At 70.3% G+C, this 23,909-nt stretch carries 21 protein-coding genes; 9 read left to right on the top strand and 12 right to left on the bottom strand.

What is annotated here, in order from left to right; translation table 11 throughout:
* Positions 1-1,174 (top strand): AAA family ATPase (locus VGL30_RS16020; protein WP_331541019.1); only part of this gene is annotated, 1,174 nt, incomplete at its 5' end.
* Positions 1,175-1,329: 155 nt separating this feature from the next.
* On the top strand, positions 1,330-3,837 hold the full coding sequence (locus VGL30_RS16025) for a PAS domain S-box protein (RefSeq protein WP_331541020.1): 2,508 nt from the start codon (positions 1,330-1,332) through the stop codon (positions 3,835-3,837).
* 81 nt (positions 3,838-3,918) lie between these two features.
* On the opposite strand, the gene VGL30_RS16030 is transcribed toward VGL30_RS16025, so the two are convergent.
* The 8 genes from VGL30_RS16030 to VGL30_RS16065 form a co-directional block, all read right to left on the bottom strand.
* On the bottom strand, positions 3,919-4,122 hold the full coding sequence (locus VGL30_RS16030) for a hypothetical protein (RefSeq protein ID WP_331541021.1): 204 nt from the start codon (positions 4,120-4,122) through the stop codon (positions 3,919-3,921).
* A 2-nt stretch (positions 4,123-4,124) separates the two neighbouring features.
* Positions 4,125-5,018: a hypothetical protein gene (locus tag VGL30_RS16035; RefSeq protein ID WP_331541022.1), complete on the bottom strand. Its 894-nt coding sequence runs from the start codon at positions 5,016-5,018 to the stop codon at positions 4,125-4,127.
* Between the two features lie 303 nt (positions 5,019-5,321).
* Entirely contained in the window at positions 5,322-5,630 is a 309-nt protein-coding gene (locus VGL30_RS16040; RefSeq protein WP_331541023.1) for a hypothetical protein, read from the bottom strand.
* Positions 5,631-5,725: 95 nt separating this feature from the next.
* A complete protein-coding gene (locus VGL30_RS16045; RefSeq protein WP_331541024.1) occupies positions 5,726-6,160 on the bottom strand; it encodes an HIT family protein in 435 nt (144 codons plus the stop codon).
* Between the two features lie 74 nt (positions 6,161-6,234).
* Positions 6,235-7,407, bottom strand: coding sequence for a GNAT family N-acetyltransferase (locus VGL30_RS16050; RefSeq protein ID WP_331541025.1), 1,173 nt, complete (start codon positions 7,405-7,407; stop codon positions 6,235-6,237).
* Complete coding sequence (locus VGL30_RS16055) at positions 7,404-8,150, bottom strand: glycerophosphodiester phosphodiesterase family protein (RefSeq protein ID WP_331541026.1); 747 nt, start codon at positions 8,148-8,150, stop codon at positions 7,404-7,406. Before VGL30_RS16055 ends, VGL30_RS16050 begins: the two co-directional genes overlap by 4 nt.
* Positions 8,147-8,608, bottom strand: coding sequence for a RidA family protein (locus VGL30_RS16060; RefSeq protein ID WP_331541027.1), 462 nt, complete (start codon positions 8,606-8,608; stop codon positions 8,147-8,149). The genes VGL30_RS16055 and VGL30_RS16060 overlap by 4 nt, the downstream gene beginning before the upstream one ends.
* A 98-nt stretch (positions 8,609-8,706) precedes the next feature.
* Positions 8,707-9,141: a TIGR01841 family phasin gene (locus VGL30_RS16065; RefSeq protein ID WP_331541028.1), complete on the bottom strand. Its 435-nt coding sequence runs from the start codon at positions 9,139-9,141 to the stop codon at positions 8,707-8,709.
* 287 nt (positions 9,142-9,428) lie between these two features.
* Here VGL30_RS16065 and VGL30_RS16070 point away from each other — a divergent pair, with 287 nt between their 5' ends.
* From VGL30_RS16070 to VGL30_RS16085, 4 genes are all read left to right on the top strand, one after another.
* Positions 9,429-10,760 (top strand): D-alanyl-D-alanine carboxypeptidase, encoded by a 1,332-nt coding sequence (locus VGL30_RS16070; RefSeq protein ID WP_331541029.1) that lies wholly within the window; start codon positions 9,429-9,431, stop codon positions 10,758-10,760.
* A 147-nt stretch (positions 10,761-10,907) separates the two neighbouring features.
* Complete coding sequence (locus VGL30_RS16075; RefSeq protein ID WP_331541030.1) at positions 10,908-11,507, top strand: (2Fe-2S)-binding protein; 600 nt, start codon at positions 10,908-10,910, stop codon at positions 11,505-11,507.
* Positions 11,507-12,520 (top strand): xanthine dehydrogenase family protein subunit M, encoded by a 1,014-nt coding sequence (locus VGL30_RS16080; RefSeq protein WP_331541031.1) that lies wholly within the window; start codon positions 11,507-11,509, stop codon positions 12,518-12,520. Before VGL30_RS16075 ends, VGL30_RS16080 begins: the two co-directional genes overlap by 1 nt.
* Before the next feature lies 1 nt (position 12,521).
* Positions 12,522-14,783 carry a xanthine dehydrogenase family protein molybdopterin-binding subunit gene (locus tag VGL30_RS16085; RefSeq protein WP_331541032.1) on the top strand — a complete coding sequence of 754 codons (2,262 nt, stop codon included), beginning with the start codon at positions 12,522-12,524 and terminating at the stop codon, positions 14,781-14,783.
* Positions 14,784-14,818: 35 nt separating this feature from the next.
* On the opposite strand, the gene VGL30_RS16090 is transcribed toward VGL30_RS16085, so the two are convergent.
* Complete coding sequence (locus tag VGL30_RS16090; protein WP_331541033.1) at positions 14,819-15,037, bottom strand: hypothetical protein; 219 nt, start codon at positions 15,035-15,037, stop codon at positions 14,819-14,821.
* Positions 15,038-15,093: 56 nt separating this feature from the next.
* Entirely contained in the window at positions 15,094-16,158 is a 1,065-nt protein-coding gene (locus VGL30_RS16095; protein ID WP_331541034.1) for a fatty acid desaturase, read from the bottom strand.
* A gap of 217 nt (positions 16,159-16,375) precedes the next feature.
* Between VGL30_RS16095 and VGL30_RS16100 the strand changes: the two genes are divergently transcribed.
* Positions 16,376-18,352 (top strand): ATP-binding protein, encoded by a 1,977-nt coding sequence (locus VGL30_RS16100; RefSeq protein ID WP_331541035.1) that lies wholly within the window; start codon positions 16,376-16,378, stop codon positions 18,350-18,352.
* 184 nt (positions 18,353-18,536) lie between these two features.
* Here VGL30_RS16100 and VGL30_RS16105 read toward each other — a convergent pair whose 3' ends face one another.
* Both VGL30_RS16105 and VGL30_RS16110 read right to left on the bottom strand, forming a co-directional pair.
* Entirely contained in the window at positions 18,537-18,671 is a 135-nt protein-coding gene (locus VGL30_RS16105) for a hypothetical protein (protein WP_331541036.1), read from the bottom strand.
* Positions 18,672-18,793: 122 nt separating this feature from the next.
* Positions 18,794-19,444, bottom strand: coding sequence for a TetR/AcrR family transcriptional regulator (locus tag VGL30_RS16110; protein WP_331541037.1), 651 nt, complete (start codon positions 19,442-19,444; stop codon positions 18,794-18,796).
* A gap of 166 nt (positions 19,445-19,610) precedes the next feature.
* On the opposite strand from VGL30_RS16110, the gene VGL30_RS16115 reads away from it, so the two are divergent.
* The gene (locus VGL30_RS16115; protein WP_331541038.1) at positions 19,611-20,759 is read left to right on the top strand and encodes an efflux RND transporter periplasmic adaptor subunit; all 1,149 of its coding nucleotides are present in this window, start codon (positions 19,611-19,613) and stop codon (positions 20,757-20,759) included.
* Positions 20,760-20,768: 9 nt separating this feature from the next.
* Positions 20,769-23,909, top strand: a complete 3,141-nt coding sequence (locus VGL30_RS16120) for an efflux RND transporter permease subunit (RefSeq protein WP_331541039.1) — start codon at positions 20,769-20,771, stop codon at positions 23,907-23,909.

The raw sequence follows: 23,909 nt of genomic DNA on the forward strand, positions 1-23,909 counted from the left end.
CGACCGCAAGCTGCCGGACAAGGCGATCGACATCATCGATGAGGCCGGCGCCAGCCAGATGCTGCTGCCGGAGGGCAAGCGGAAGAAGACCATCGGCCTGAAGGAGGTCGAAAGCGTCGTCGCCAAGATCGCCCGCATCCCGCCGAAGTCGGTCTCCAAATCCGACACCGAGGCGCTGAAGCAGCTCGAAGCGGACCTGAAGCGCGCGGTCTACGGCCAGGATGACGCCATCGAGCAACTCTCCGCCGCCATGAAGATGGCGCGGGCGGGCCTGCGCGATCCGAACAAGCCGATCGGCTGCTACCTGTTCTCGGGCCCCACCGGCACCGGCAAGACCGAGACCGCCCGCCAGCTCGCCGCCACCCTCGGCATCGAGCTGCTGCGGTTCGACATGAGCGAGTACATGGAGCGCCACACCGTGAGCCGCCTGATCGGCGCGCCTCCCGGCTACGTCGGCTTCGACCAGGGCGGCCTCCTGACCGACGCCGTCGACCAGCACCCGCACGCCGTGGTGCTGCTGGACGAGATCGAGAAGGCGCACCCGGACGTCTACAACATCCTGCTGCAGGTCATGGACCACGGGGTGCTGACCGACGCCAACGGCAAGAAGATCGACTTCCGCAACGTGGTCCTGATCATGACCACCAACGCCGGCGCGTCGGACTCCCAGCGCCAGACCATCGGCTTCGGCCGCGGCAAGGCGGACGACGAGGCGGACGAGGCGATCAAGCGGCTGTTCACGCCGGAGTTCCGCAACCGCCTGGACGCAGTGGTGGCCTTCAAGGCGCTGACGTCCGAGATCATCCGCCTGGTGGTGCAGAAGTTCATCATGCAGCTCGAGGCGCAGCTCGCCGACCGCCACGTGACGATCGAGACCTCCGACGACGCCGCCGACTGGCTGGCCAAGAACGGCTTCGACGAACTCTACGGCGCCCGGCCGCTGGCCCGGGTCATCCAGGAGAACATCAAGAAGCCGCTGGCCGACGAGATCCTGTTCGGCCGGCTGGTCAAGGGCGGCCACGTCAAGGTGGTGCTCAAGGACGGCAAGATCGGCTTCGAGATCGAGGGCGACGTGCGCGAGCGCGGCGCGCCGGACATCGAGAAGCCGGTCGTCGACGCCCTGGCCTCCCTGCGCGACATCGCGGAGGACCCGGCGCCGGAGCTGGCGGATTAAGGTCCGAATCGACTGAAGAGAATGGAAGCCCCGGATCGTGAGGTCCGGGGTTTTCGTTTTGTCCACGAACTTCACGAATCCTGCGAACGGGCTGCCGGGCGCTCAGCGGAGCATCTGGCCGCCACGCGGTCCTTTCCTTGTCGAGCTCATCCGATATGACGGCGCCTGAGGACCAGATCGAACGTGGCGGCGCCCTTCGCCTCATGGCGGGCACGGTGCTCGACGCCGTTGTCGCCATCGACGCCGCCGGCGTCGTCGTGGAATGGAACAAGGCCGCCGAACAAACCTTCGGATGGACCAAGGCGGAAGCGACCGGCCGCCTGATGGGCGCCCTGATCATTCCGCCTCAGCATCGGAAAAGCCACGACGAAGGCATGCTGCGCTATCAGCGAACCGGCGAGGCGCGGGTCGTCAATCGACGGATCGAGATCACGGCCATGGAGAAGACCGGCCGCGAATTTCCGGTCGAACTCTCGATCGCTCCCATGGCGGGCGGCGCAGGCGTCTTCATCGGATTTCTACGGGACATCAGCCAGCGGCGCGAATCCGAGGAAAGGCTCGCGCTCAGCGAGGAGTCGCTGCGGCTGACCACGGAGGCGGCCGAGATCGGGACCTGGGACCTTGATCTTGAGACCGACGTGCTGACCTGGTCCGCACGAACCAAGGCCATGTTCGGCATTTCGTCCGATGCGCCCTGCAGCCTGGACGACTTCTACGCCGGCCTGCATCCCGAGGACCGCGGCGCGATCAGCGAGGCGTTCTCGCAAGCTCTGGATCCAACCGTGCGCGCCGCCTATGACGTGCAGTATCGAACGGTCGGCAAAGAAGATGGCTTGATCCGCTGGGTCGCAGCCAAGGGCAAAGGCCTCTTCGACGAGACCGGGCGCTGCTTTCGCGCCGTCGGCACGGCCATAGACATCAGCGAGCGCAGGCTCGACGACGCCCGCCACGCCTTCATGCTCGAACTCAGCGATCTGCTGCGTAGCGGCGACCCCGAAGACGCGCTTCGTGAGGCGTGCGCCTTGATGGGCCGATATTTCGGTGTCGCGCGCGTGGGCTACGGCCAACTCGATCCGGTCGAGCAGGTGTTCGACTATTCCATCTGTTGGACCGACGGCTCCGTGTCGCCGCTCCTGGGGCGGCGTCCGGCGGACGCCTCGGGAAGGAAGGTCGTGGACGAGCTCAGCCGGGGCCGGACGGTGGCGATCGCCGACTTCCTTCCGGATCGCCCGCCCGGCGAGGAGATGCGCGGCGCGGCCCCCGCCGCCGTCACGCGGGCTGTCCTGGTGGTGCCGTTCATCCGCGCCGGGCGGCTGCGCGGCGTCGTCTATCTGCACGACCGACGGCCACGGCATTGGCGAGCCGACGAGATCGCCTTCCTGGAGGAGGTGGCCGATCGCACTCGCCAGATGGTCGAGCGGGGCGAGGCGGAAGCGGCGCTGCGCGCCCTCAACGCGACGCTCGAAGCCCGGGTAGAGGAGCGCACCTCGGAGTTGCGCGCCGCCGAGGACGCCCTTCGCCAAGCCCAGAAGATGGAAGCGATCGGCCAACTCACCGGCGGCATCGCCCATGACTTCAACAATCTGCTGCAGGGCATAACCGGCAGTCTGGACCTGGTCCGGAAGCGCGTCAGCCAGGGCCGCCTGAGCGAACTGGACCGGTTTGTCGAAGGCGCGATGACCTCGGCCAAGCGCGCCGCGGCCTTGACCCACCGGTTGCTGGCCTTTTCGCGTCGCCAGCCGCTCGATCCGCGACCGGTGCGCGTAAACCCGCTCGTCGCGTCGATGGAAGACCTACTGCGGCGGACGCTCGGCGAGCGGGTCGAACTCGAGCGGGTGTCGGGGGGCGGCCTGTGGCCCACGCGCTGCGATCCGAACCAGCTGGAATCGGCGATCCTGAACCTGGCCATCAACGCACGCGACGCCATGCCCGAGGGTGGAAAACTCACGATCGAAACCTGCAACGCCCACCTGGACACCGCCTATGCGGCCAAGCAGCGTGACGTGCGCCCGGGGCAGTATGTCTGTGTCGCGGTGACCGACACCGGCGCCGGGATGACTCCGGAGATCGTCGCCAGAGCGTTCGAGCCGTTCTTCACCACCAAACCCATCGGCCAGGGTACGGGCCTCGGCCTCTCGATGATCTACGGATTCTCCCGGCAGTCCGACGGTTACGCGAAGATCTACAGCGAAATCGGCCAGGGAACGACGGTCAAGCTCTACCTTCCGCGGTTCCGGGGCGACATCGAGGACGACGAGGCCCTCATCGCGCCAGGCGCAGCCCATGCCACCAAGGGCGGCGAGACCGTCCTGGTCGTCGAGGACGAGGACGTGGTGCGAGGGCTTATCGTGGAGGTGCTGAGCGACCTGGGTTACCAGGCCCTGGAAGCGGCTGACGGGCCGAGCGGGCTTGAATTGCTGCAATCCGGGCGCCGCGTCGACCTCCTGATCACCGATGTGGGGCTTCCGGGCCTCAACGGCCGGCAGGTCGCCGATGCGGGGCGCGCATTGCGACCCGAACTGAAGGTTCTGTTCATGACCGGCTACGCCGAGAACGCCGCGCTGGCGTCCGGTTTCCTCGAGCCCGGCATGGCGATGATCACCAAACCCTTCGCCATGGAAGCGTTGGTGATCAGGATACGGGAGATCATCGAGATGTCGTGAGCGGCGGCTGACGGAGTCCCGTCAGCGCCAGGAGCGGCGGTTCGCGCCTCTCCCGTTTCCGCACATTCCGACGGCGGGGCGCTAATGGATCGGGCGGCTGTTCAGCTGACTGAGGGTCACAGTGTTCGAGCCCACCTGCACGGTGACGGGCACGTCCCACAGCAAGGCCCTGCCCTGATACGGATAGACGCCCACCAGGTAATATCGGCCGGAGGCGATCGGCGGCGTCTGCGCATGGCCGGCGTCGTCGGTCTGGATCGAGCCCAGGGCCTTGGCGGTGATCACCTTCAGGTCCCGGACGCAGGCCTGGCCATCGCCGCAGTCGCGGCCATCCGGTCGGCTGCGGAACCGCCGGCGGGCGGCGCGAGGCCGGCTCCCGCGAGGGCCGCGTTCGGGCTCTGCGGCGTGACCCAGATCCGGGCGCCGCCGAAGGGCGTGAAATTGCCGGGCGTGGCGGCGCCGACATTGAACTTGAGCACCGCATTGGCGGCCGCGGTCCCGGCGCCCGGCGAAGCGGCGAGCTGGATGGACTTCACCCGCTGCGCGCCCAGCCGGTCCATGCCGCAGTTGAAGAACGCCGTCACCGCGTGGTCAGGGTTCGGAAAGCCGAAGAACAAGGCCGGAATCGCGCCCGGATCCCGCGACAGGACCACGACGTTCGAGCCGCTCGCGCGATAGGCGACGTGATTGAGGATCTCCTCGTGTCCGTCCGGCGCGACCCATTGGAGGGAGTCCGGCTCGAAGGCGATCACGCCCTTGCCGAACATGGACTCGCAGCCGCCCGCCATGGCGCCGTTGACGAGGCTCGCCGCGCCGGGAAGCATCAGGGCTCCGAACGATCCGCCCGTCTGCTGGGCGGAGGCGACCTGCTTCCAGCGGCCCAGCAAGGGGTTCCGCGCCGGCGGCAGCGCGGGCCTTTTCCACCAGTCGACCGCCGGCGGACCAGCCCTGCCCGCCCCGGCCGCCCGGACCCCGCCGCTGGGCGCATATTGGCGATAGTTCTGATCCAGCCGCTGCTGCACCTGCTGGTTCTGCTGCTCCTGCTGCTGGTAGCCCTGCTGCTCCTGCTGCAGCGCCATGCTGCCCTGATAACTGCCGGGGTCAGGGATCGCGCCCGGCGTCGTGGGGTTTTCGTCCTGCGCCGCAACGGGACCGGCGGCCAGCGCCAGGGCGACCAGCACCGGCCCCAAATCCAGACCTTGAAGGTTCCTCGCGGCACGCATGTCGCACTCGCCCAGGGATGCAGCCCGACAGGACGTTTACCACACGGCGACGCTTGCCGCACCCTCCCGCGCCAGCCCAGGCTGTCAGCTCAGCGCCGGCCCCGTCACCCCGGCGGAAAGCCGCGGCGTCCGAGGGGGCTCAACCAGGTCTGACGCGGCGCTGGAGCATGTTGGTTCTCCTCGAACCAAACATGCTCAGCAAGTCTTTGAAATAGAGCGTGATGGTCGCCGGAACCGGCCTCCACTTCCGGCTGTCAGGTTCTAGGGATCGTCGCCTTCCTGGCGGTCCCAGCCGCCGCCGCGCCCATCCTCGAAATCCGGCAGCAAGGCGAACAGGGTGACGAGGCCGCCCAGGAAACAGACCAGGGCGAACAGCTGGCGCGCGCTCGGCCCGGGCTCCGTCGCTGGGCGGGCGGCCAGCACCTCGGGCGGCGGCGTCCAGCCCACCGGCATGGCGCCGGGCGTCCCGCACCGCACGGTGCGGCCGCTCACGTCGTTGCACGTCGGCGCGGCGAGCGCCGCCGATGCAGCCGCGAGGACCGTGACGAAGGCCAGGACCAGCAGGCGCATGATCTCTCAGCATCGTCCGAGGCGCGCGCCCGATCAACTCCCCTCAGGCGCACGCCGGCTCGGGCTTCGAGCGAGCATCCCCGAGCGGACCTGATCTAGGTGATCTGCGCGGCGATCTGCTGGGCCACGGCCTGCAGCTCCTTCAGGTCGGCCATGCCGCCGGCGTGGCGGCCGAGCGCCTGGCCTTCCCAGCGCGGGATGATGTGGACGTGCAGGTGGAACACCGTCTGGCCGGCCGGCGCGCCGTTGAACTGCATGATCGAGATCCCGTCGGGCTTCAGCGCCGAGCGCACCGCGCGGGCCACCCGCTGCACCCCCAGCATCAGGGGGCCCACCACCTGCGGCTCCGCGTCCAGCAGGGTGCGGGCGGCGCTGTGCTTGGGGATCACCAGGGCGTGGCCCCGCGACTGCGGGAAGACGTCCATGAAGGCCAGGACGTGATCGTCCTCGAACACCCGGACGGCCGGGGCCTCGCCGCGCAGGATCCTGGCGAAGATGTTGCCGTCGTCGTAGGTCCCGTCCAAGCTCATCGCCGATGCTCCTGAGGCCGCCTGCAGCCTCGTAGCAAATCGGGCCGCACGGCACGAGGCCCTTCCCCCAGGCGTCAGGACTGTTCCCGGAACGGCGAATATTCCTCGGCCAGCCACTCCATCTCGCTGGCCACGGCGGCGCGTTCCCGGGACAGGTACTCCTCCACCGGCCGGCGCAGCGCCGGGTCGGCGATGAAGTGGGCGGAGCGCACCGCGTGGGGGAGGTAGCCGCGGGCGATCTTGTGCTCGCCCTGCGCGCCCGCCTCAACCCGCGCGAGGCCCCGGCCGATCGCCCATTCGATGGCCTGGTAGTAGCAGAGCTCGAAGTGCAGGAAGGCCACGTGCTCCACCGCCCCCCAGTTGCGGCCGTACAGGCAGTCGTCGCCGATCAGGTTCAGGGCGCCGGCGATCCAGCGCCCGCCCCGCCGCGCCATCACCAGCAGCACCCGGTCGGCCATCCGCTCGCCCAGCAGGGAGAAGAACGCGCGGTTCAGGTAGGGCCGTCCCCACTTGCGCGCGCCGGTGTCCACGTAGAAGCGGAAGAAGGCGTCCCAATGCGCCTCCGTGAGGTCGGAACCGGTGAGCGCCACGATCTCCAGCCCGGCCTGGGCGTCGCGCCGCTCGCGCCGGATGGTCTTGCGCCGACCCGACGACAGTTCGGCCAGGAAGTCGTCGAAGGTCGCATAGCCGCGGTTCAGCCAGTGGTACTGCTGGCCCTGGCGCAGGGCGAGGCCCTGCCCGCCCATCCAGCGCCACTCGTCCTCCAGCGGGAAGTTCACGTGCAGGGACGAGGCCCCGTAGCGCCCGCAGAGCGCCACCGCGCCGCCCAGCAGGGCCGACCGGGCGGCGTCCGCGTCGACGCCCGGCCGCACCAGCAGGCGCGGGCCCGTCGCCGGGGTGAAGGGCGCTGCGCACAGCAGCTTCGGATAGTAGCGTCCGCCGGCCCGCTGGTAGGCGTCGGCCCAGGCGTGGTCGAAGACGTACTCCCCCTGGCTGTGGGATTTCAGGTAGAGCGGCATCACCGCCGCCACCCGGCCCGCCTCGTCCTCCACCGACAGGTGCTGCGGTCCCCAGCCGGTGCGCTCGACCGCGCAGGCCGACTCCTCGGCCACGTCGAGGAAGTCGTAGAGCATGAAGGGGTTGCCGGCGTAGGCGGGGTTCGCAGCGCAGGCGTTCCAGGCCGCGCGTCCGATCTCGGCGATGCGGCGGTGCGCCCTGACCGCCGACGGGGCCGGCCGGGCCCTCACGCGGCGAAGCCCTCGAAGATCACGTTGTCGCAATGGCCCTCGAGCGCCGAGCGCTGCTCGGGGCTGCGGACCGTCCAGGCGATCACCGGCATTCCGTCGGCGCGATGGCGGGCGGCGGCCTCTCCCGGCAGCATGTCGACGCCCAGCGCCAGGAAGTGCGGCCTGGCGATGGCCACGTGCTCCAGCCGGGCGAAGGCCCGCCGCTGCTCCTCGGCCAGGTGCGGTGCATGGTCGTAGCGGTGGCTGTCCAGGCCTCGCAGCACGCCCGGGAACCGCTCGGCGAACCAGGCGTGGGAATAGGGGTTGAAGCCGATCACCGCCACCGGCCCGGCGTGGTCGATCAGCACCTCGTGCACCCGCTGCTCGAGCGGGCCGACCCCGCCGTAGGGGGTCTTCAGCTCCACATGCACCATGGCCCCGCAGCCGATCACCGCCAGCGCCTCCAGCAGCGTCGGGACCCGCTCGTCCGTGCCGCGGAGCCGCAGTTCGGCCAGGTCGGCGGCGCCATGGTCGCGCACCCGCCCCGGCGCGCCGGTCAGGCGCCCGAGATCGTCGTCGTGGAACACCATCGCCTCGCCGTCGGCGGAAAGCTGCACGTCCAGCTCAACGCCGTAGCCGCGGGCGCAGGCTGCCTGGAAGGCGCCCAGGGAGTTCTCCGGCGCGGCGTCCTGCGACCACAGCCCACGGTGCGCCACCGGCGGGTGGAACAGGCGGTCCCAGGCCTCCCCGAACCGGGCCTTCACCTCAGCTGCACCACGGCGTCGACTTCCACGGCGAAGTTCAGCGGCAGGCGATAGACCCCCACCGCCGAACGGGCGTGGCGGCCCGCATCGCCGAACACCTCGACCATCAGGTCGGAGCAGCCGTTCACCACCTGGGGTATGTCGAAAAACGCCGGCCCCGCCTGGACGAAGCCCGCCAGCTTCACCACCCGGACCACGCGGCCGAGGTCGCCCCCGCAGGCCGCCTGCATCTGGGCGATCAGGTTGATCCCGCACAGCCGGGCGGCGGCCTTGCCGCGGTCCAGGTCCAGCTCGGCGCCCACCACGCCCCGGATCCCGCCCTGGGCGTCGTTGGACACCTGGCCGGAGATGTGGAGCAGGTCGCCCACGCGGACGAACGGCACGTAATTGGCCACCGCCGCCGCCGGCGGCGGCAGGGTTATCCCGAGGCTGGCGAGGCGGTCTTCGATCTGCGACATGCCGTCACGTCTAGACCCCGAACCGGCAAGAGAAAAGGCCCGGACCGTTTCCGGTCCGGGCCTTCCCTAAGGCGCCTTACTGTTGGCGCGGTCGACTTCTAGCGGGCGGCCTGCAGGCGTTCGACCACCGCGGTGACGCGTTCGTTCAGGGGCTTCAGGCTGTCCTTCATCGAGGCGGCGACGGTCTCGGACATCTTGCCCATTTGGGACATGTAGGTTTCCAGCGCGCTCTTGGCGTAGGCGGTCTGCAGCTCGACTACCTCTTGGAGCGACTTGGCGCCGGCCAGCGACTTGGCGGCGGCGACCTGGCCTTCCAGCGAGGCCTTGGAGTAGGACATCGCCTGGGCGCCCAGGACTTCCGCGCCCTTGGTGGCGGCGGTCACCGAGGCAACGACGGCCTCGAGGTTCTTCTTGGAATAGCCGTTCGCCTCGGTGAGAGCCGAGAGCGACTTCTCCACCGCGTCCTTGAAAGCGGAGGCGCCGGCGGAGGTGTATTGATCGAAGGATGTCTTGACGGTTTCGGCGGCGGACATGGGGACTCCCGGAGTCATGTGAGGGAACGCGGCTTGCGCCGCACGCATACGCTGGGGGACTTCGCGCCCCTTTAATCTCATGTTGCACTGCAACAGTCAACGGTTTTTGTGCACTGCACCATTTTCGGCGCAAGCGCAGGCGATCACGGGAGTGTTGACCCGCAAAGCCGCGACAAAACGACTTCTTCAAGCCGTGTTTACCATCGCGCAAGGACGTTTGCGTCATGGTAGGGTCTTCCCTGGGCGTATCCCACACGCCCTCAACTTTTTGATTCGACGGACGAAGCATGTTCCAGCCCGCCCGCCGCCTGTTGCTTTCCATTGGTCTCGCCGCCTCGACCCTGGTCGTGACGGCGGCGCCGGCGGCTCAGGCTCAAATTCCTTACCTGCAGCTGCCCGCGAACCAGCCGAAGTACGCGGCGATCGTGGTCGACGCGAAATCCGGCGAGGTGCTGTACGCCAAACGCGCGGACAGCCTGCGGTATCCCGCGTCGATCACGAAAGTGATGACGCTGTACCTGACCTTCGAGGCGCTGGCGTCGGGCAAGCTGAAGCTGGACGACCGGGTGCCGATCTCGCCGCACGCGGCGGCCCAGTCGCCCACCAAGCTCGGCGTCGCCGCGGGCGACTCCATCACCGTCAACGAAGCCATGGCGGCCATGGCGACCAAGTCCGCCAACGACTGCGCCGTAGCCATGGCCGAGAAGCTGGGGGGAACCGAGAGCCGCTTCGCCGCCCTGATGACGCTGCGCGCCCGCGAGCTCGGGATGCAGAACAGCCATTTCGTCAACGCCTCGGGCCTGCCGGACTCCCGGCAGATCACCACCGCCCGCGACATCGCCATCCTGTCGCGCGCCGTGATGCGCGACTACCCGCAGTACTACCGGCTGTTCAGCATGCAGCAGTTCACCTTCCGCGGGCGGGTGATGGCCAACCACAACCATCTGCTGGGCCGCATGGACGGCGTCGACGGGCTGAAGACCGGCTTCACCAACGCCTCGGGCTACAACCTCGCGGTCTCCGCCGTGCGCGACGGCCGCCGGCTGATCGGCGTGGTCATGGGCGGCTCCACCACCGCCTCGCGCGACAACAATGCCCAGGACCTGCTGCTCACCGGCTTCAACGTGCTGGAACGCCGGGCCCGCGGCGAGAAGATCACCGTGGCCCAGAACATGTTCGAGCCCGAGCCCACCGGCCCGATGATGCGTCCGTCCATCGAGCAGGGCGACAGCGACCAGGAAGGCGTGCGCATCCAGCTCGCCTCCGCGGCCCCGCCCCCGCGCATGGCCGACGTGAGGATCGTCGACGCCGACAAGACCGCGCTGCGCAAGAGCCGCGCCGCCGAACGGGAAGAAAAGGCCGACAAGAAGGACAAGGAGGACCACGGCAAGTGGGCCGTCCAGGTCGGGACCTTCAAGTCCAAGTCGGACGCCAGGGAACAGGTTTCCTTCGTCAAGGGCCGCTTCGGGCGGCAGTTCGCCAAGGCCGACGGCGTGGCGGAACGTGACGGGGGCGCCTACCGCAGCCGCTTCAGCGGTTTCAACGAAAGCTCGGCCAAGGCCGCCTGCGGCGCGCTGAAGGCGAAGAAGCTGGCCTGCAAGGTCATTTCCCCGGGCTGACCGTTCCCGAGCCCGGATACCTTCCCAAACATGGCCGGGTACAGTCCCGGCCATGATTCTGTCCGGGGTCGGCCGGGGCGAGCGCGCCCCGGGGAACACGACCCACCCCTTTCGCGCTTAGGTGGAGGTCTCCAGCGGACGCCCCCCATGCCCGACGCCTCCCCGCCCTGCGGTCCCACCCGGCGCAACCTGTTCGCGGCGGCAGGGCTCGCCGCGGTCCCCGCCCTCGCCTCCTCCGCCGCCCCCCGCAAACCCGCTCCCCCGCCCGCGAGCGCCATCGACCTGACGCTCAACGTCAACGGCCGCGACCACCGGCTGACGCTAGATCCCCGCACCACCCTGCTGGACGCCCTGCGCGAGCGCCTGCAACTCACCGGCGCCAAGAAGGGCTGCGACCAGGGCCAATGCGGGGCCTGCACCGTCCATGTGGACGGCCGCCGGGTGCTGGCCTGCCTGACGCTGGCGGCGCAGGCGCAGGGATCGAAGGTCACGACCATCGAGGGGCTGGCCGGTCCCGACGGCAAGCTGCACCCGATGCAGCAGGCGTTCATCGAGCACGACGGCTTCCAGTGCGGCTACTGCACGCCGGGGCAGATCATGTCGGCCGTCGCCTGCGTCGACGAGGGCCACGCCCGCGACGAGGCCGAGATCCGCGAGTACATGAGCGGCAACCTCTGCCGCTGCGGCGCCTACCCGAAGATCGTCGCCGCCGTCGTCCAGGTCCGTGACGCCCTGGGGCGCGGCTGATGCGTCCCTTCACCTACGAACGCGCCCAGGACCTCGCCCAGGCGGCCCGCGCCGGCCGCGGGACCGGCCAGGGCCAGACCGACGCACCCGTCCAGTACCTGGCCGGCGGCGCCACCCTGGTCGACCTGATGAAGCTCGACGTCCTGCGGCCGCAACGGGTGGTGGACATCACCCCGCTGCAGCAGGACCACGCCGCCATCGAGGCCGGGCCCGCCGGCCTGCGGATGGGCGCGCTGGCCAAGATGTCGGCGGCGGCGGACCATCCGGCGGTGCAGCGCGACTACCCTGTCATCGCGCAGTCCTTGCAGCTGGCCGCCAGCGCCCAGCTGCGCAACATGGCGACCCTGGGCGGCAACCTCCTGCAGCGCACCCGCTGCCCCTACTACCGCGACCCGAGCTGGAGCGCCTGCAACAAGCGGGCGCCGGGATCGGGCTGCTCGGCCATCGGCGGCGTGAACCGCACCCACGCGGTGCTGGGCGTCGACGACAGCTGCATCGCCCAGTATCCCGGCGACTTCGCCGTGGCGCTGGCGGCCCTCGGCGCCGAGTTGGAGCTCATGGGCCCAGGCGGCGCCCGCACGCTGCCGCTGGAAGCCCTGCACCGACCGCCGGGCGGGACGCCGCAGGTGGAAACCACCCTGGCGTCCGGCGAGCTGATCACCGCCATCCGCACGCCGGCCGGCCCGTGGACCCGGCGATCGCTCTACCTGAAGGTCCGCGACCGGGCGTCCTACGAGTTCGCCCTGGCGTCGGCGGCGGTGGCGCTGGACCTGGACGGCGACGTCGTGCGCCAGGCGCGCATCGGCCTGGGCGGCATGGCCTATCGGCCGTGGCGCGCCAGGGAGGCGGAGACGCTGCTGGCCGGCAAGCCGCTCACCGAGGCGGCGGCCGAGGCCGCCGCGCGGGCAGCCTTCGCCGGCGCCGTCACCCACGGCGGCAACGACTTCAAGCCGGAGCTGGGCCGGCGCACCCTGGTGCGCGCCCTGCTGCAGGCCGCGAAGCTGGAGGCCTGAGATGGCGGACGACGGTTCCCTGATCGGCAAGCCCGCCGTGCGCGTGGACGGCGTCGCCAAGGTGACCGGCCAGGCGCGCTACGCCTCCGACGAGCCGGTGGCCAACTCGGCCTACGCCTATCTGGTGACCAGCGCGGTCTCGAAGGGACGGCTGCGCGGCCTCGACCTGGGGGCCGCCCGCGCCGTGCGGGGGGTGCTGGACATCCTGACCCACGGCAGCGTTGGCGGGCAGGTGAAGCCGCCGCCCGGTCCCGACGGCCAGGCCAGCACCACCACGCTGGAGAGCGACCAGATCTGGCACGACGGCCAGATCATCGCCGTGGTGGTGGCCGACAGCTTCGAGGCCGCCCGCGAGGCTGCGCACAAGGTGGTGGCCGGCTATGCTCCCGAGGCGCCCAGCGCCACCTTCGACAGCCCGGGCGTCCTGGTCGAACCGCGCAAGCCCGGCCCGCGCTCGAAGGACATAGCGGTGGGCGATCCGGCCGCGGCCTTCGCCAAGGCGCCGGTGAAGGTCGACCAGCGCTACTCCACCCCCACCCAGCACCACAATCCGCTGGAGCTGTTCACTACCACCTGCGTGTGGAACGGCCCGAAGCTCACCGTGTACGAGCCCAGCCAGTCGATGTGGGGCCTGAAGGGCGCACTGGCCAAGCAGCTGGGGATCGAGATCGCCCAGGTGCGCACGGTCTCGCGCTACGTGGGCGGCGCGTTCGGGTCGAAGGGGTCGATCACCTCACGGACCGCCTGGATCGCCGTGGCGGCCAGGCTGCTGGACCGGCCCGTGAAGCTGGTCGCCACCCGGGACCAGGGGTTCACCATCGCCACCTACCGCGCCGAGACGCGCCACCGCGTCCAGCTCGCCGCCGACCGCAAGGGCCGGCTCACGGCGCTGACGCACGAGGGCTGGGAGGTCACGTCGCGGCCGTCCAGCTACAATGTCTCGGGCGTCGAGACGACGGCGCGGATGTACGCCTGCCCGAACATCGCCACGAGGGTCAGCGTGGTCCACGCCGACCGCAACACCCCCGGCTACATGCGGGCGCCGCCGGACACGCCCTACATGTTCGCCCTGGAAAGCGCGATGGACGAGCTGGCCTATGCGCTGGCCATGGACCCCATCGCGCTTCGGCGGGCCAACGACGCGAAGGCCGACCCGGTGGACGGCAAGCCGTACTCCAGCCGCTCGCTGATGGCCTGCTACGATGCGGCGGCGGAGCGGTTCGGCTGGGCGAGGCGCAATCCGAAGCCCGGCTCGATGCGCGACGGCGACTGGCTGATCGGCTGGGGGTGCGCCACCGCCACCTATCCCTCCAACGTCGGGCCGGCCGCGGCGCGGCTGTCGCTGAGCCCCGACGGCAAGGCGCTGATCCAGCTCGCCGGCCACGAGATCGGCACCGGCGCCTACACCGTGGTGGCCATCGCCACCGCCCAGGGCCTCGGCCTGGCGGTGGAGGACGTGACCGTGCAGATGGGCGACAGCGACCTGCCGCCGGTGACGGTGGCGGGCGGGTCGAACAATGCGGCCACCACTTCGCTGGTGGCGACCAAGGCCTGCGAGGACCTGCGCAGCCGGCTGGCCGCCGCGGCGGCGCAGGCGGCCGACAGCCCGCTGAAGGGCGCCGACCCGGCGTCGCTGAAACTGGCCGGGCGCGCGCTCGTGGGCCCGGACGGCCGGCGGGAGGCGCTGGCGAAGGCCATGGCGCGGGTGGCCGGCGGCGCGCTGGAGACCCATGTGGAGTTCTCGCCGGAGGGCCTGCCGCCCACGGCGGCGGCCGGGCTCTACCAGGGCAGGACGGCCATGCTAAGCGGACTCGGCCGCAAGGACGTCACCGCCTTCGCCTTCGGGGCGCACCTGGTGGAGGTGCGGGTCCACGCCCGGACCTGCGAAATCCGCGCGCCGCGGGTGGTCAGCGCCTTCGCCGCCGGGACCATCGTCAATCCGCTGACGGCCGGGAGCCAGTACCTGGGCGGGGCCACCTGGGGCCTTTCCTCGGCGCTGCACGAGGCGACCGAGATCGACCGTCGCTCGGCGCGCTACGTCAACGACAACCTGGCCGACTACCTGATCCCGGTGAATGCCGACGTCGTCGACCTGCAGGTGATCATGCTGCCCGAGGCGGACGCCCGGGTGAACCCGCTGGGGATCAAGGGGATCGGGGAAATCGGCATCGTGGGAATGAACGCGGCGGTGGCCAACGCCGTGTTCCACGCCACGGGCAAGCGGATCCGCGACCTGCCGCTCCGGGCCGAGCAGCTGCTGTAGGTCGCGGGGCGCGGTTCACCTGAACCGACCCGGTCCTAGTTGCGCAATGCGTTCTCCGTCGCCTCGATCTCGTCGCGGATCCAGTCGTGGCCGTTGTTGACCAGGACGCCGTCGATGGCCTCCACGTGGGCGCGCAGGCGGTCGCGGATTTCCGGCTCGACGTCGGGGCGGGCGGCCATCCACTTGGCGATCAGGTGAAGGCCGAAGGCGCTGTGCAGGGCCAGGCGCTCGAGCTGTTCGTTGGATAGCTTCATCGGGAGCTCCCCGGGTTGCGAAGACCGCTCCACACTCCGCCCAATCCGCACGGGCTTCAAGGGCGTGGACGCGCGCGCGTCCGGGCGACGAGCGCGCCGAGGGCGTGGCCGAAGCCCCGGTACTGGGCGGCGTAGTAGGCGGAGTCCGTCGCCAGCGCGCCGGCCAGCCGCCGGTGCGCTTCGGCGAGGTTGTGGTAGGGCACCCGCGGCGCGAGGTGATGCAAGGCGTGGTAGCGCAGGCCGACCGGAGCCCAGAGGGCCGGCAGCCAGCCCGGCGGCGGCACGTTCACCGAATCGCGGAACTGGTCTTCCAGCGACATGACCTCGCCGTGGCTGGCCCAGGCGTGGGCCACCAGGGTGCGCAGCTGGTTGACGCAGGTGGCCGCGGCCAGGATCGCCGCGCCGGTGAGCACCGCACGGCTCCGCAGGCCGCCGGAGAGCACGAGCGCCACGAGCGTCCAGCTCCATAGCCAGCAGGCGATCTCCTGCGCCCGCCAGGCCGGGGTGCGGGCGGCCGACACGTCGCGGCGCTCAAAGCCCGGATTGATCGCCATGGCCGAAAGCCGGCCGACCACCGCGGGCCTGAGCCTGGGGACCAGGACGGACAAGGGCGCAACGACCGCGAAGCGCAGGAAGGCGCCCAGCGGCGCCAACAGCGCCACGCCAGCGAAGCCCAGCAGGGCCGCCGCCGAGCCGTGGGACAGCGGCAGGTACTCCGGGTCGTCCGCGGTGCCGTAGCGCTGCTGGGTGTGGTGGACGTTGTGGACGCCTTCGTAGAGGAACGACGGAACCAGGAAGGGCACGCCGACTAGGGCGTTCCAGGCGAAGCGGAAGCCCGGCAGCTCGTCGCGCCGCAGGTGGGTGAGCTCGTGGATGAAACTGAGGGCCCGGTAGAGCGCCAGCACGCCCACGGCCGCGCCCGCCGCGCGCGCCCAGCCCCGACCCAGGACCGCCGCCGCCAGGGCCGCGAACACCGCCAGGACGGTCAGCGCCAGGTCAGTCCAGTAGACGGCGCGGGATGGCCGGGTCAGGTCGTCGGTCAGGCGGCGCGCCTCAGCCACCAGCTCTCGGCCGATGGCCGGCTCCGCGGCGACGCGCGGCCCGGCGGCAAGGCTGTGCATTGCGATGAGCGCTTCTCCCCGTGCGCGGCCAGCTTCCTGTTCGCCTTATGCCATGTTCGGGGCCGCCGCATCAGGCGCCCCGTCGCGGCCAGCCGCGGAGGCGGCGAAATGCAATCGTGTGGCGAAGAGTCGCAGATCTGCACGCAGGTGCTCGGGCGGGTTTAACGCCCAAGCAACGCTGATGCGGCCATCATGGCCCATCCCATGGGAGGGACACGTGGCGACAAACAAGCGGCGACCGCGAGCGGGATCGCACACGCCGGCGGCTGCAGGCGCGCCCGCGCCTGCCCTCGGCCTCCTTCAGACCATCATCGACTTCCAGACCGAAGAGGCGATCGCGGTGTTCGATCGGTCGCTGCGGCACATCGCCGTCAACGACGCCTGGAAGGCGAGCATCAGCGGCGACGCAGTGATCGGCCGCACGATCTGGGAAGTGTTCGGTCCCAAGGACGAGCGCTTCGGCAGGGACATCGAGGCGGTCCTGGCCGGTGAGACCGTCATGCGGCGGGTGGCCTCGGCCGACGCCTGGCAGGTCAGCCAGGTGCGGCTAAGCCCCTGGCATGACGAGACCGGCAAGATCGCGGGCGTCATCACCCGCCACAAGGTGACGACGGGCAAGGGGCTGCAGGCCCGGGAGCGGCGGCTGCGCATGGCCATGGAGACGGCCGAGGTAGTCGCCTTCCAGGTGGACTTCCGCACCGGCATGCTCACGGAGGAGCCGTCGGGCCGCACGACCCACAACCCGGGCATGACCAGCCTCGAGGCGCTGGTCGCCAGCCTTCCCGAACAGTGGCGCGCGCCCCAGCGGGAGGCGGGGCGGCGCCACCTGGAGACCGGGGAGCCCATGAGGGAAGAATACCAGACGTACGGCGAGGGCGGCGGGCTGGTGTGGCGCCGCTCGGTGGCCGAAGCCGTCCGCGGCGTCGACGGCCAGGTGATCGGCATCGTGGGGCTGAGCCAGGTCATCGACCGCTACAAGCGGGCGGAGCTCGCTCTGGTCGCCGAAAAGGAGGCCGCGCAGGCGGCCGACCGCGCCAAGAGCGAGTTCCTGGCCAACATCAGCCATGAGATCCGCACGCCGCTGAACGGCGTGCTCGGGCTGGCCAGCCTGCTTTCGAAGACCCGGCTCGACACCGGCCAGAGCGAGATGGTGCGAACCATCGAGGCTTCCGCCCGGACGCTCAACGCCCTGATGTGCGACGTGCTCGACTTGGCCAAGATCGAATCCGGCCGGCTGGAGCTCGATGTCCAGCCCTTCGCGCCCGCCGAGACCGTCCAGCACATCCACCGCCTGTTCGCCGCCGCCGCGGCCGACAAGGGCCTGGACTTTTCCTGCGAGGTCGATCCCAGCGTGAGCGGCATGGCCATCGGCGACCACACGCGGCTGAACCAGATCCTCACCAACCTCATCAGCAACGCCATCAAGTTCACCGCGGCCGGCCAGGTGAGCCTCGGCGTGCGCGCCGAAGGCGAGGGCTGCGACCAGCGCCTGGTGTTCACGGTTTCCGACACCGGCATGGGGATCTCTAGGGAGGCCCTGCCGCGCCTGTTCGCACGCTTCGTCCAGGCGGACGGCTCGATCAGCCGCTCGTTCGGCGGCACCGGCCTGGGGCTGGCGATCTCCCGGACCCTGGCGCGGCTGATGGACGGCGACATCGAGGCGGCGTCGACGCCGGGCCAGGGCTCCACCTTCACCGTGACGGTCGGGGCGCCGCGCTGGGTGCAGGACGTCGACGGGGCGGCCGGCGACGTCGCCGCCGGCGGAGCGGGCCTGCCGCTCGACCGGGCGCTGCAGGTGCTGCTGGTGGAGGACCATCCGGTCAACCGCCGGGTCGTGGAGCTGATCCTGGACGGCTTGGTCTCGCTGGAGTGCGCGGAGAACGGGGCGCTGGGGCTCGCCGCGTTCCGGCGCCAGGCCTTCGACATCGTACTGATGGACATGCAGATGCCGGTGATGGACGGGCTGGAGGCCACCCGCGCAATCCGCGACTTTGAGCGCGCCCGCGGCGCGGGCCGGACTCCGATCGTGATGCTCAGCGCCAACGCGCTCAACGAACACGTACGCAGCGGCCTGGAGGCCGGCGCCGACTTCCACCTGGCCAAGCCGATCACCGCCGACGACCTGATCCAGGCCCTGGCCCGCGCCGCGGAGATCGGCCAGGACGCCGCAGCGCCGCTGGCCGCCACGGCCTAGGGCCGGGGAACAGCCTTTAAGACTTCGTTCTCATTATTTGAATATAAAAGAGAAAGTCGAGACGTCAGCGTCTCTCATGGCCTCGCAAGCACACCCGCACTGCGGCTCGCCCGGAAGATTGGGCTGACAAGGCCGCCGGACCGGTCAGGCTCGCACCGCGCTCAGGCGGCGCGGCGGCGACCGGTCAGGTCACCAGGTTCAGCAGCCACTGGGCGGCGAGCGCCGCGGCCAGCAGCATCATCGCCGCACAGCCGAAGCATACGGCGCCTTCCGCGAGGCTCTTCGGCTGACGTCCGGGACTGGCAGGGTGCATGGTCATCGCTTCCTCCGTCGCGTCGGCGCGCTCTCGATGGCCGCCTTACGCACAAGCCAGAGTGCGACGATTTTGCGATCCTGGCTAGTGTTGCAATTGAGAAATTCACGCGCGAGAGATCCGAACCGCTAGTGCCGCTTTTTCACGGGGTTTTCATCGTCCTCCAACCCGCCCGGCGGGTCGGAGATCAGCCGCCGCAGCAACGACTGGACCACGGCGCAGATCGCCACCCGGTCGGAGTCCGGATTGGCGACGGCGCGCACCGCCATGCCCTCGAACAACATGCCGAGCACCTCGCTGCGGGCCGCCAGCTCGCGGTCGGTGCAGCCGGGGGGCGCCACCTGGCGCATCACCTCCAGCAGGAACGCCCGCTGCGACTGGTCGGCCGCGCGCAGGACGGCGGCGGCCTGGGGGTTGCGCGAGGCCTCGGCCAGCACCTCCAGCATCAGGGCGGTGCGCTCCGAGCCGTAACCCCCGTCCATCGCCTGCGAACAGCCGTTGACGATGGCCTCTCCCAGAGGCTCGCCGGAACGTTCGAGCTCGGCGAACCTGCCACGCTTGTCGACCACGTCCTGGGCGATCAGCGCCCCGATGATGGCCTCCTTGCTCTCGAAGTAGCGGTAGATCTGACCGACGCTGAGGCCCGCCGCCTGGGCGATCTCCGACATCCGCGCGCCGTGGAACCCGGCCCGGCGCGCACAGAGCGAGGCGGCGTCGAGGATCTGCCGGCGCCGGCTCTCCACGTTCGGGCGAACTGTCGGCGCGGCCTCCGTCGTCAAGCGGTCCTCCCTTGTGCGCTGCAGCAATTTCATCATGCGCCACGCGTTGACTTGGCGGTGGCGGGCTCTTATTTCCGCCACCGAGAATGAACGTTCATTCTCAGATTGTCCCTTCGCCGGGGCTCGTCAAGGGCCTGCCGGGCGACGTCCTGCCGCCGGTTGTCGAATGTCCAGACTGAAGCCCGGCGGCCTGGCCGCCCTCGCCCTACTCGCCGCCTTGCCGCCTGTGCTGGCGGCGTGCGGCCGGAAGAATCCCGGCGCCGGCGGCCCGGGCGGTCCGCCCGAGGTGGGCGTCATCGCCGTACAGCCGCAGCCTGTGCCCCTGACCGCCGAGCTCAGCGGCAGGACCTCCGCCTTCCTGGTCTCCGAGGTGCGGCCGCAGGTGTCGGGCGTCATCAAGGCTCGGCTGTTCACCGAGGGCTCCAACGTCCGGGCCGGCCAGCCGCTCTACCAGATCGACCCGGCCACTTACCAGGCGAGCCTGGCCAGCGCCCGCGCCGGCCTCGCCCAGGCGCAGGCCGCCTACGCCACCGCCAAGCTGAAGGCCGACCGCTACAGAGACCTCGTGAAGATGAACGCGGTCAGCAAGCAGGACAACGACGACGCCCAGGCCGCCGCCCAGCAGGCCGCCGCCAACGTGCAGGCGCAGCGCGCCGCCGTGCAGCAGGCGCAGATCAACCTGGGCTACACCCACGTGCTGGCGCCGATCTCCGGCCGGGTCGGCAAGTCGTCGGTGACGCCCGGCGCCCTGGTGACCGCCAGCCAGGCTGCGCCGCTGGCCACGGTGCAGAACCTGGAACGGATCTATGTGGACGTCACCCAGTCCACCGCCGACCTGCTGCGGCTGAAGCACGACCTGGCGGCAGGCAAGGTGGCCACGCCCGGGACGGCGCAGGTGACGCTGGTCCTCGAAGACGGCTCGGTCTACCCGACGCCCGGCTCCCTGGCCTTCTCCGACGTCACGGTGGACCCCGGCACCGGCTCGGTCGGCTTGCGGGCGGTGTTCCCCAATCGCGACGGCCTGCTGCTGCCGGGGATGTATGTGCGTGCGCGCCTGGCCAAGGGGATGGTCCCGAACGGGATGCTGGTGCCGCAGGTCGCCGTCGCCCGCGATCCCGCCGGCAACGCCACCGCCCTGGTGGTCGGCGCCGGAAACAAGGCCGAACTCCGCCAGCTGCAGACCGCCCAGACGGTGGGCGACAAGTGGCTGGTCACCGGCGGGCTGAAGCCCGGCGAGCGGGTGATCGTGGACGGGCTGCAGCACCTCCAGCCCGGCGCGCCGGTGAAGCCCGTCCCCGCCGGCGCGAAACGCTAGGCGCGGACGATGGTCTCGCGCTTCTTCATCGACCGGCCGATCTTCGCCTGGGTGGTGGCGGTCGTCATCATGCTGGCCGGCGCCCTGGCCATCCGCACCCTGCCGGTCGCGCAGTATCCCGACGTCGCCCTGCCGCAGGTGGCGATCTACGCCACCTATCCCGGCGCCTCCGCCAAGACGGTGGAGGACAGCGTCACCCAGGTGATCGAGCAGAAGCTCAAGGGCCTGGACGGGCTGCTGTACATCTCGTCCACCAGCGACAGCAACGGCCAGGCCGCCGTCACCCTCACGTTCAAGGCCGGCACCAATCCCGACATCGCCCAGGTGCAGGTGCAGAACAAGCTGGCCGCCGCCAACGCCCAGCTGCCGCAGGAAGTGCAGCAGCAGGGCATCAACGTGGTGAAGTCGGCGCGCAACTTCCTGATGGTCGTGGGCCTGTACTCAGACGACGGCAAGTCGACCAGCATCGACGTCGCCGACTACATGAACTCCAACGTGGTCGACCCGATCAGCCGGGTGGACGGCGTGGGCGAGGTGCAGGTGTTCGGCACGTCCTACGCGATGCGCATCTGGCTCGACCCGGACAAGCTGGCCGCCTATTCGCTGACCCCCGCCGACGTGACCGCGGCGGTGCGCGCCCAGAACGCCCAGGTCTCCGGCGGCCAGGTGGGCGGCTCCCCGGCCACGGCGGGAACGGCGCTGAACGCCACCATCACCGCCCAGTCGCGCCTGCAGACGCCGGAGCAGTTCCGGGCGATCATCCTGAAGACCACCCCCGACGGCGCCCATGTGCTGATGCGCGACGTGGCCCGGGTGGAGATCGGCGCCGAGAGCTATGCGGGCAACGGCCGCTACAACCGCAACCCCGCCGCCGGCATGGCGGTGAAGGCCGCGCCGGGCAGCAACGCGCTGGAGACCGGCAAGGCGGTCAGGGCGCGGATGGCCGAGATCTCCAAGGGCTTCCCGCCCGGGATCAAGTACGTGCTGCCGCTGGACACCACCCCCTTCATCGAGAAGTCGATCGAGGAGGTGGTGAAGACCCTGGCCGAAGCCATCGTGCTGGTCTTCCTGGTGATCTTCCTGTTCCTGCAGAACTGGCGCGCCACGCTGATCCCGACCATCGCCGTGCCGGTGGTGCTGCTGGGCACCTTCGGGGTGCTGGCGGCGTTCGGCTATTCGATCAACACCCTCACCATGTTCGGGCTCGTGCTGGCCATCGGCATGCTGGTCGACGACGCCATCGTCGTGGTGGAGAACGTCGAGCGGCTGATGAGCGAGGAGGGCCTGTCGCCGCGCGACGCCGCCCGGCGGTCGATGGAGGAGATCACCGGCGCCCTGATCGGCATCGCCCTGGTGCTGGCCGCGGTTTTCGTGCCCATGGCCTTTTTCGGCGGTTCGCAGGGGGTGATCTACCGGCAGTTCTCCATCACCCTGGTCTCGGCCATGGCGCTGTCGGTGTTCGTGGCCCTGGTGCTGACGCCGGCGCTCTGCGCCACCCTGCTGCGCCCCACCCCCAAGGGCCACAGCATGTCGAAGGGCGGGTTCTTCGGCTGGTTCAACCGCAATTTCGACCACGCCAGCGGCCGCTACCAGGAGCAGGTCCGCACCATCCTCGGCCGCGGCTGGCGCTGGCTGGCGATCTACGCCGCCCTGGTGGTGGTGCTGCTGCTGATGTTCGTGCGGCTGCCCACGGCCTTCCTGCCGGAGGAGGACCAGGGCCAGATGTTCGCCGTCGTGCAGCTGCCGCCGGGCTCGGCCCTGGAGCGCACCGAGGTGGTGATGGACCGGCTCGCCAAGCACTATCTGCAGGATCCCGCCGTCGCCTCCATCTTCACCGTCACCGGCTTCAGCTTCGCAGGCTCCGGCCAGAACGCCGGCCAGGCGTTCGTCCGGATGAAGGACTTCGACCAGCGCCGCAGCGCCGACCTCAAGGTCCAGGCGGTGGGCGACCGGGCGATGGCCGCCTTCTCGAAGTGGCGCGACGCCATGGCGTTTCCGGTCGTGCCGCCCGCGGTGCCCGAGCTCGGCACCTCCTCCGGCTTCGACTTCCAGCTCGAGGACGTGGGCGGCGTCGGCCACGAAGCCCTGCTGGCGGCCCGTAACCAGATGCTCGGCATGGCGGCCCAGGAGAAGGGCCTGGCCGGCGTGCGGCCCAACGGCCAGGAGGACCAGCCGCAGCTGGCCGTCGACATCGACAGCGCCAAGGCCGAGGCCATGGGCGTGGCGATCGCCGACGTCAACTCGACGCTGAGCGCGGCGCTGGGCGGCGTCTACGTGAACGACTTCATCGACCGCGGGCGGACCAAGCGGGTCTATGTGCAGGGCGACGCGCCGTTCCGCATGACGCCGGAGGACCTGAACCGCTGGTACGTGCGCAACACCGGCGGCCAGATGGTCCCGTTCTCCGCCTTCGCCACCGCCCACTGGACGGTAGGCTCGCCCCGGCTCGAGCGCTACAACGGCCAGCCCTCGATGAACATCCAGGGCGGCGCCGCCGCCGGCAAGAGCACCGGTGAGGCGATGAAGATCATGGAGCGGCTGGCCGCCAAGCTGCCGCCCGGCGTCAGCTACGAATGGACCGGCATCTCGCAGCAGGAGCGGGAGTCCGGGGCCCAGGCGCCGGCGCTCTACGGCCTCTCGATCCTGGTGGTGTTCCTGCTGCTGGCCGCGCTCTACGAGAGCTGGTCAATCCCGCTGTCGGTGATCCTGGTGATCCCGCTGGGGGTGGTGGGCGCGCTGCTGGCCACCTCGTTCCGCGGCCTTTCCAACGACATCTATTTCCAGGTGGGCCTGCTGACCACCATGGGGCTGGCCTCCAAGAACGCCATCCTGATCGTGGAGTTCGCCAAGGACGCCCAGAAGGCCGGCATGCCGCTGGTGGAGGCCACCGTCCAGGCGGTGCGGATCCGCCTGCGGCCGATCCTGATGACCTCGCTGGCCTTCATCTTCGGCGTGTTCCCGCTGGCCATCGCCAACGGCGCGGGCTCCGGCAGCCAGCACGCCATCGGCACCGGGGTGATCGGCGGCATGTTGTCGGCGGTGGCGCTGGGGATCTTCTTCACGCCGCTGTTCTTCGTGCTGGTGCAGCGCCATCTCGGCCGCAAGGCGCCCGTCGAGGCGCCCGCGCCGGCTCCCGGCGAGGCCGACTGA

This window comes from Phenylobacterium sp. (assembly GCF_036502675.1).
Lineage (GTDB): Bacteria > Pseudomonadota > Alphaproteobacteria > Caulobacterales > Caulobacteraceae > Phenylobacterium.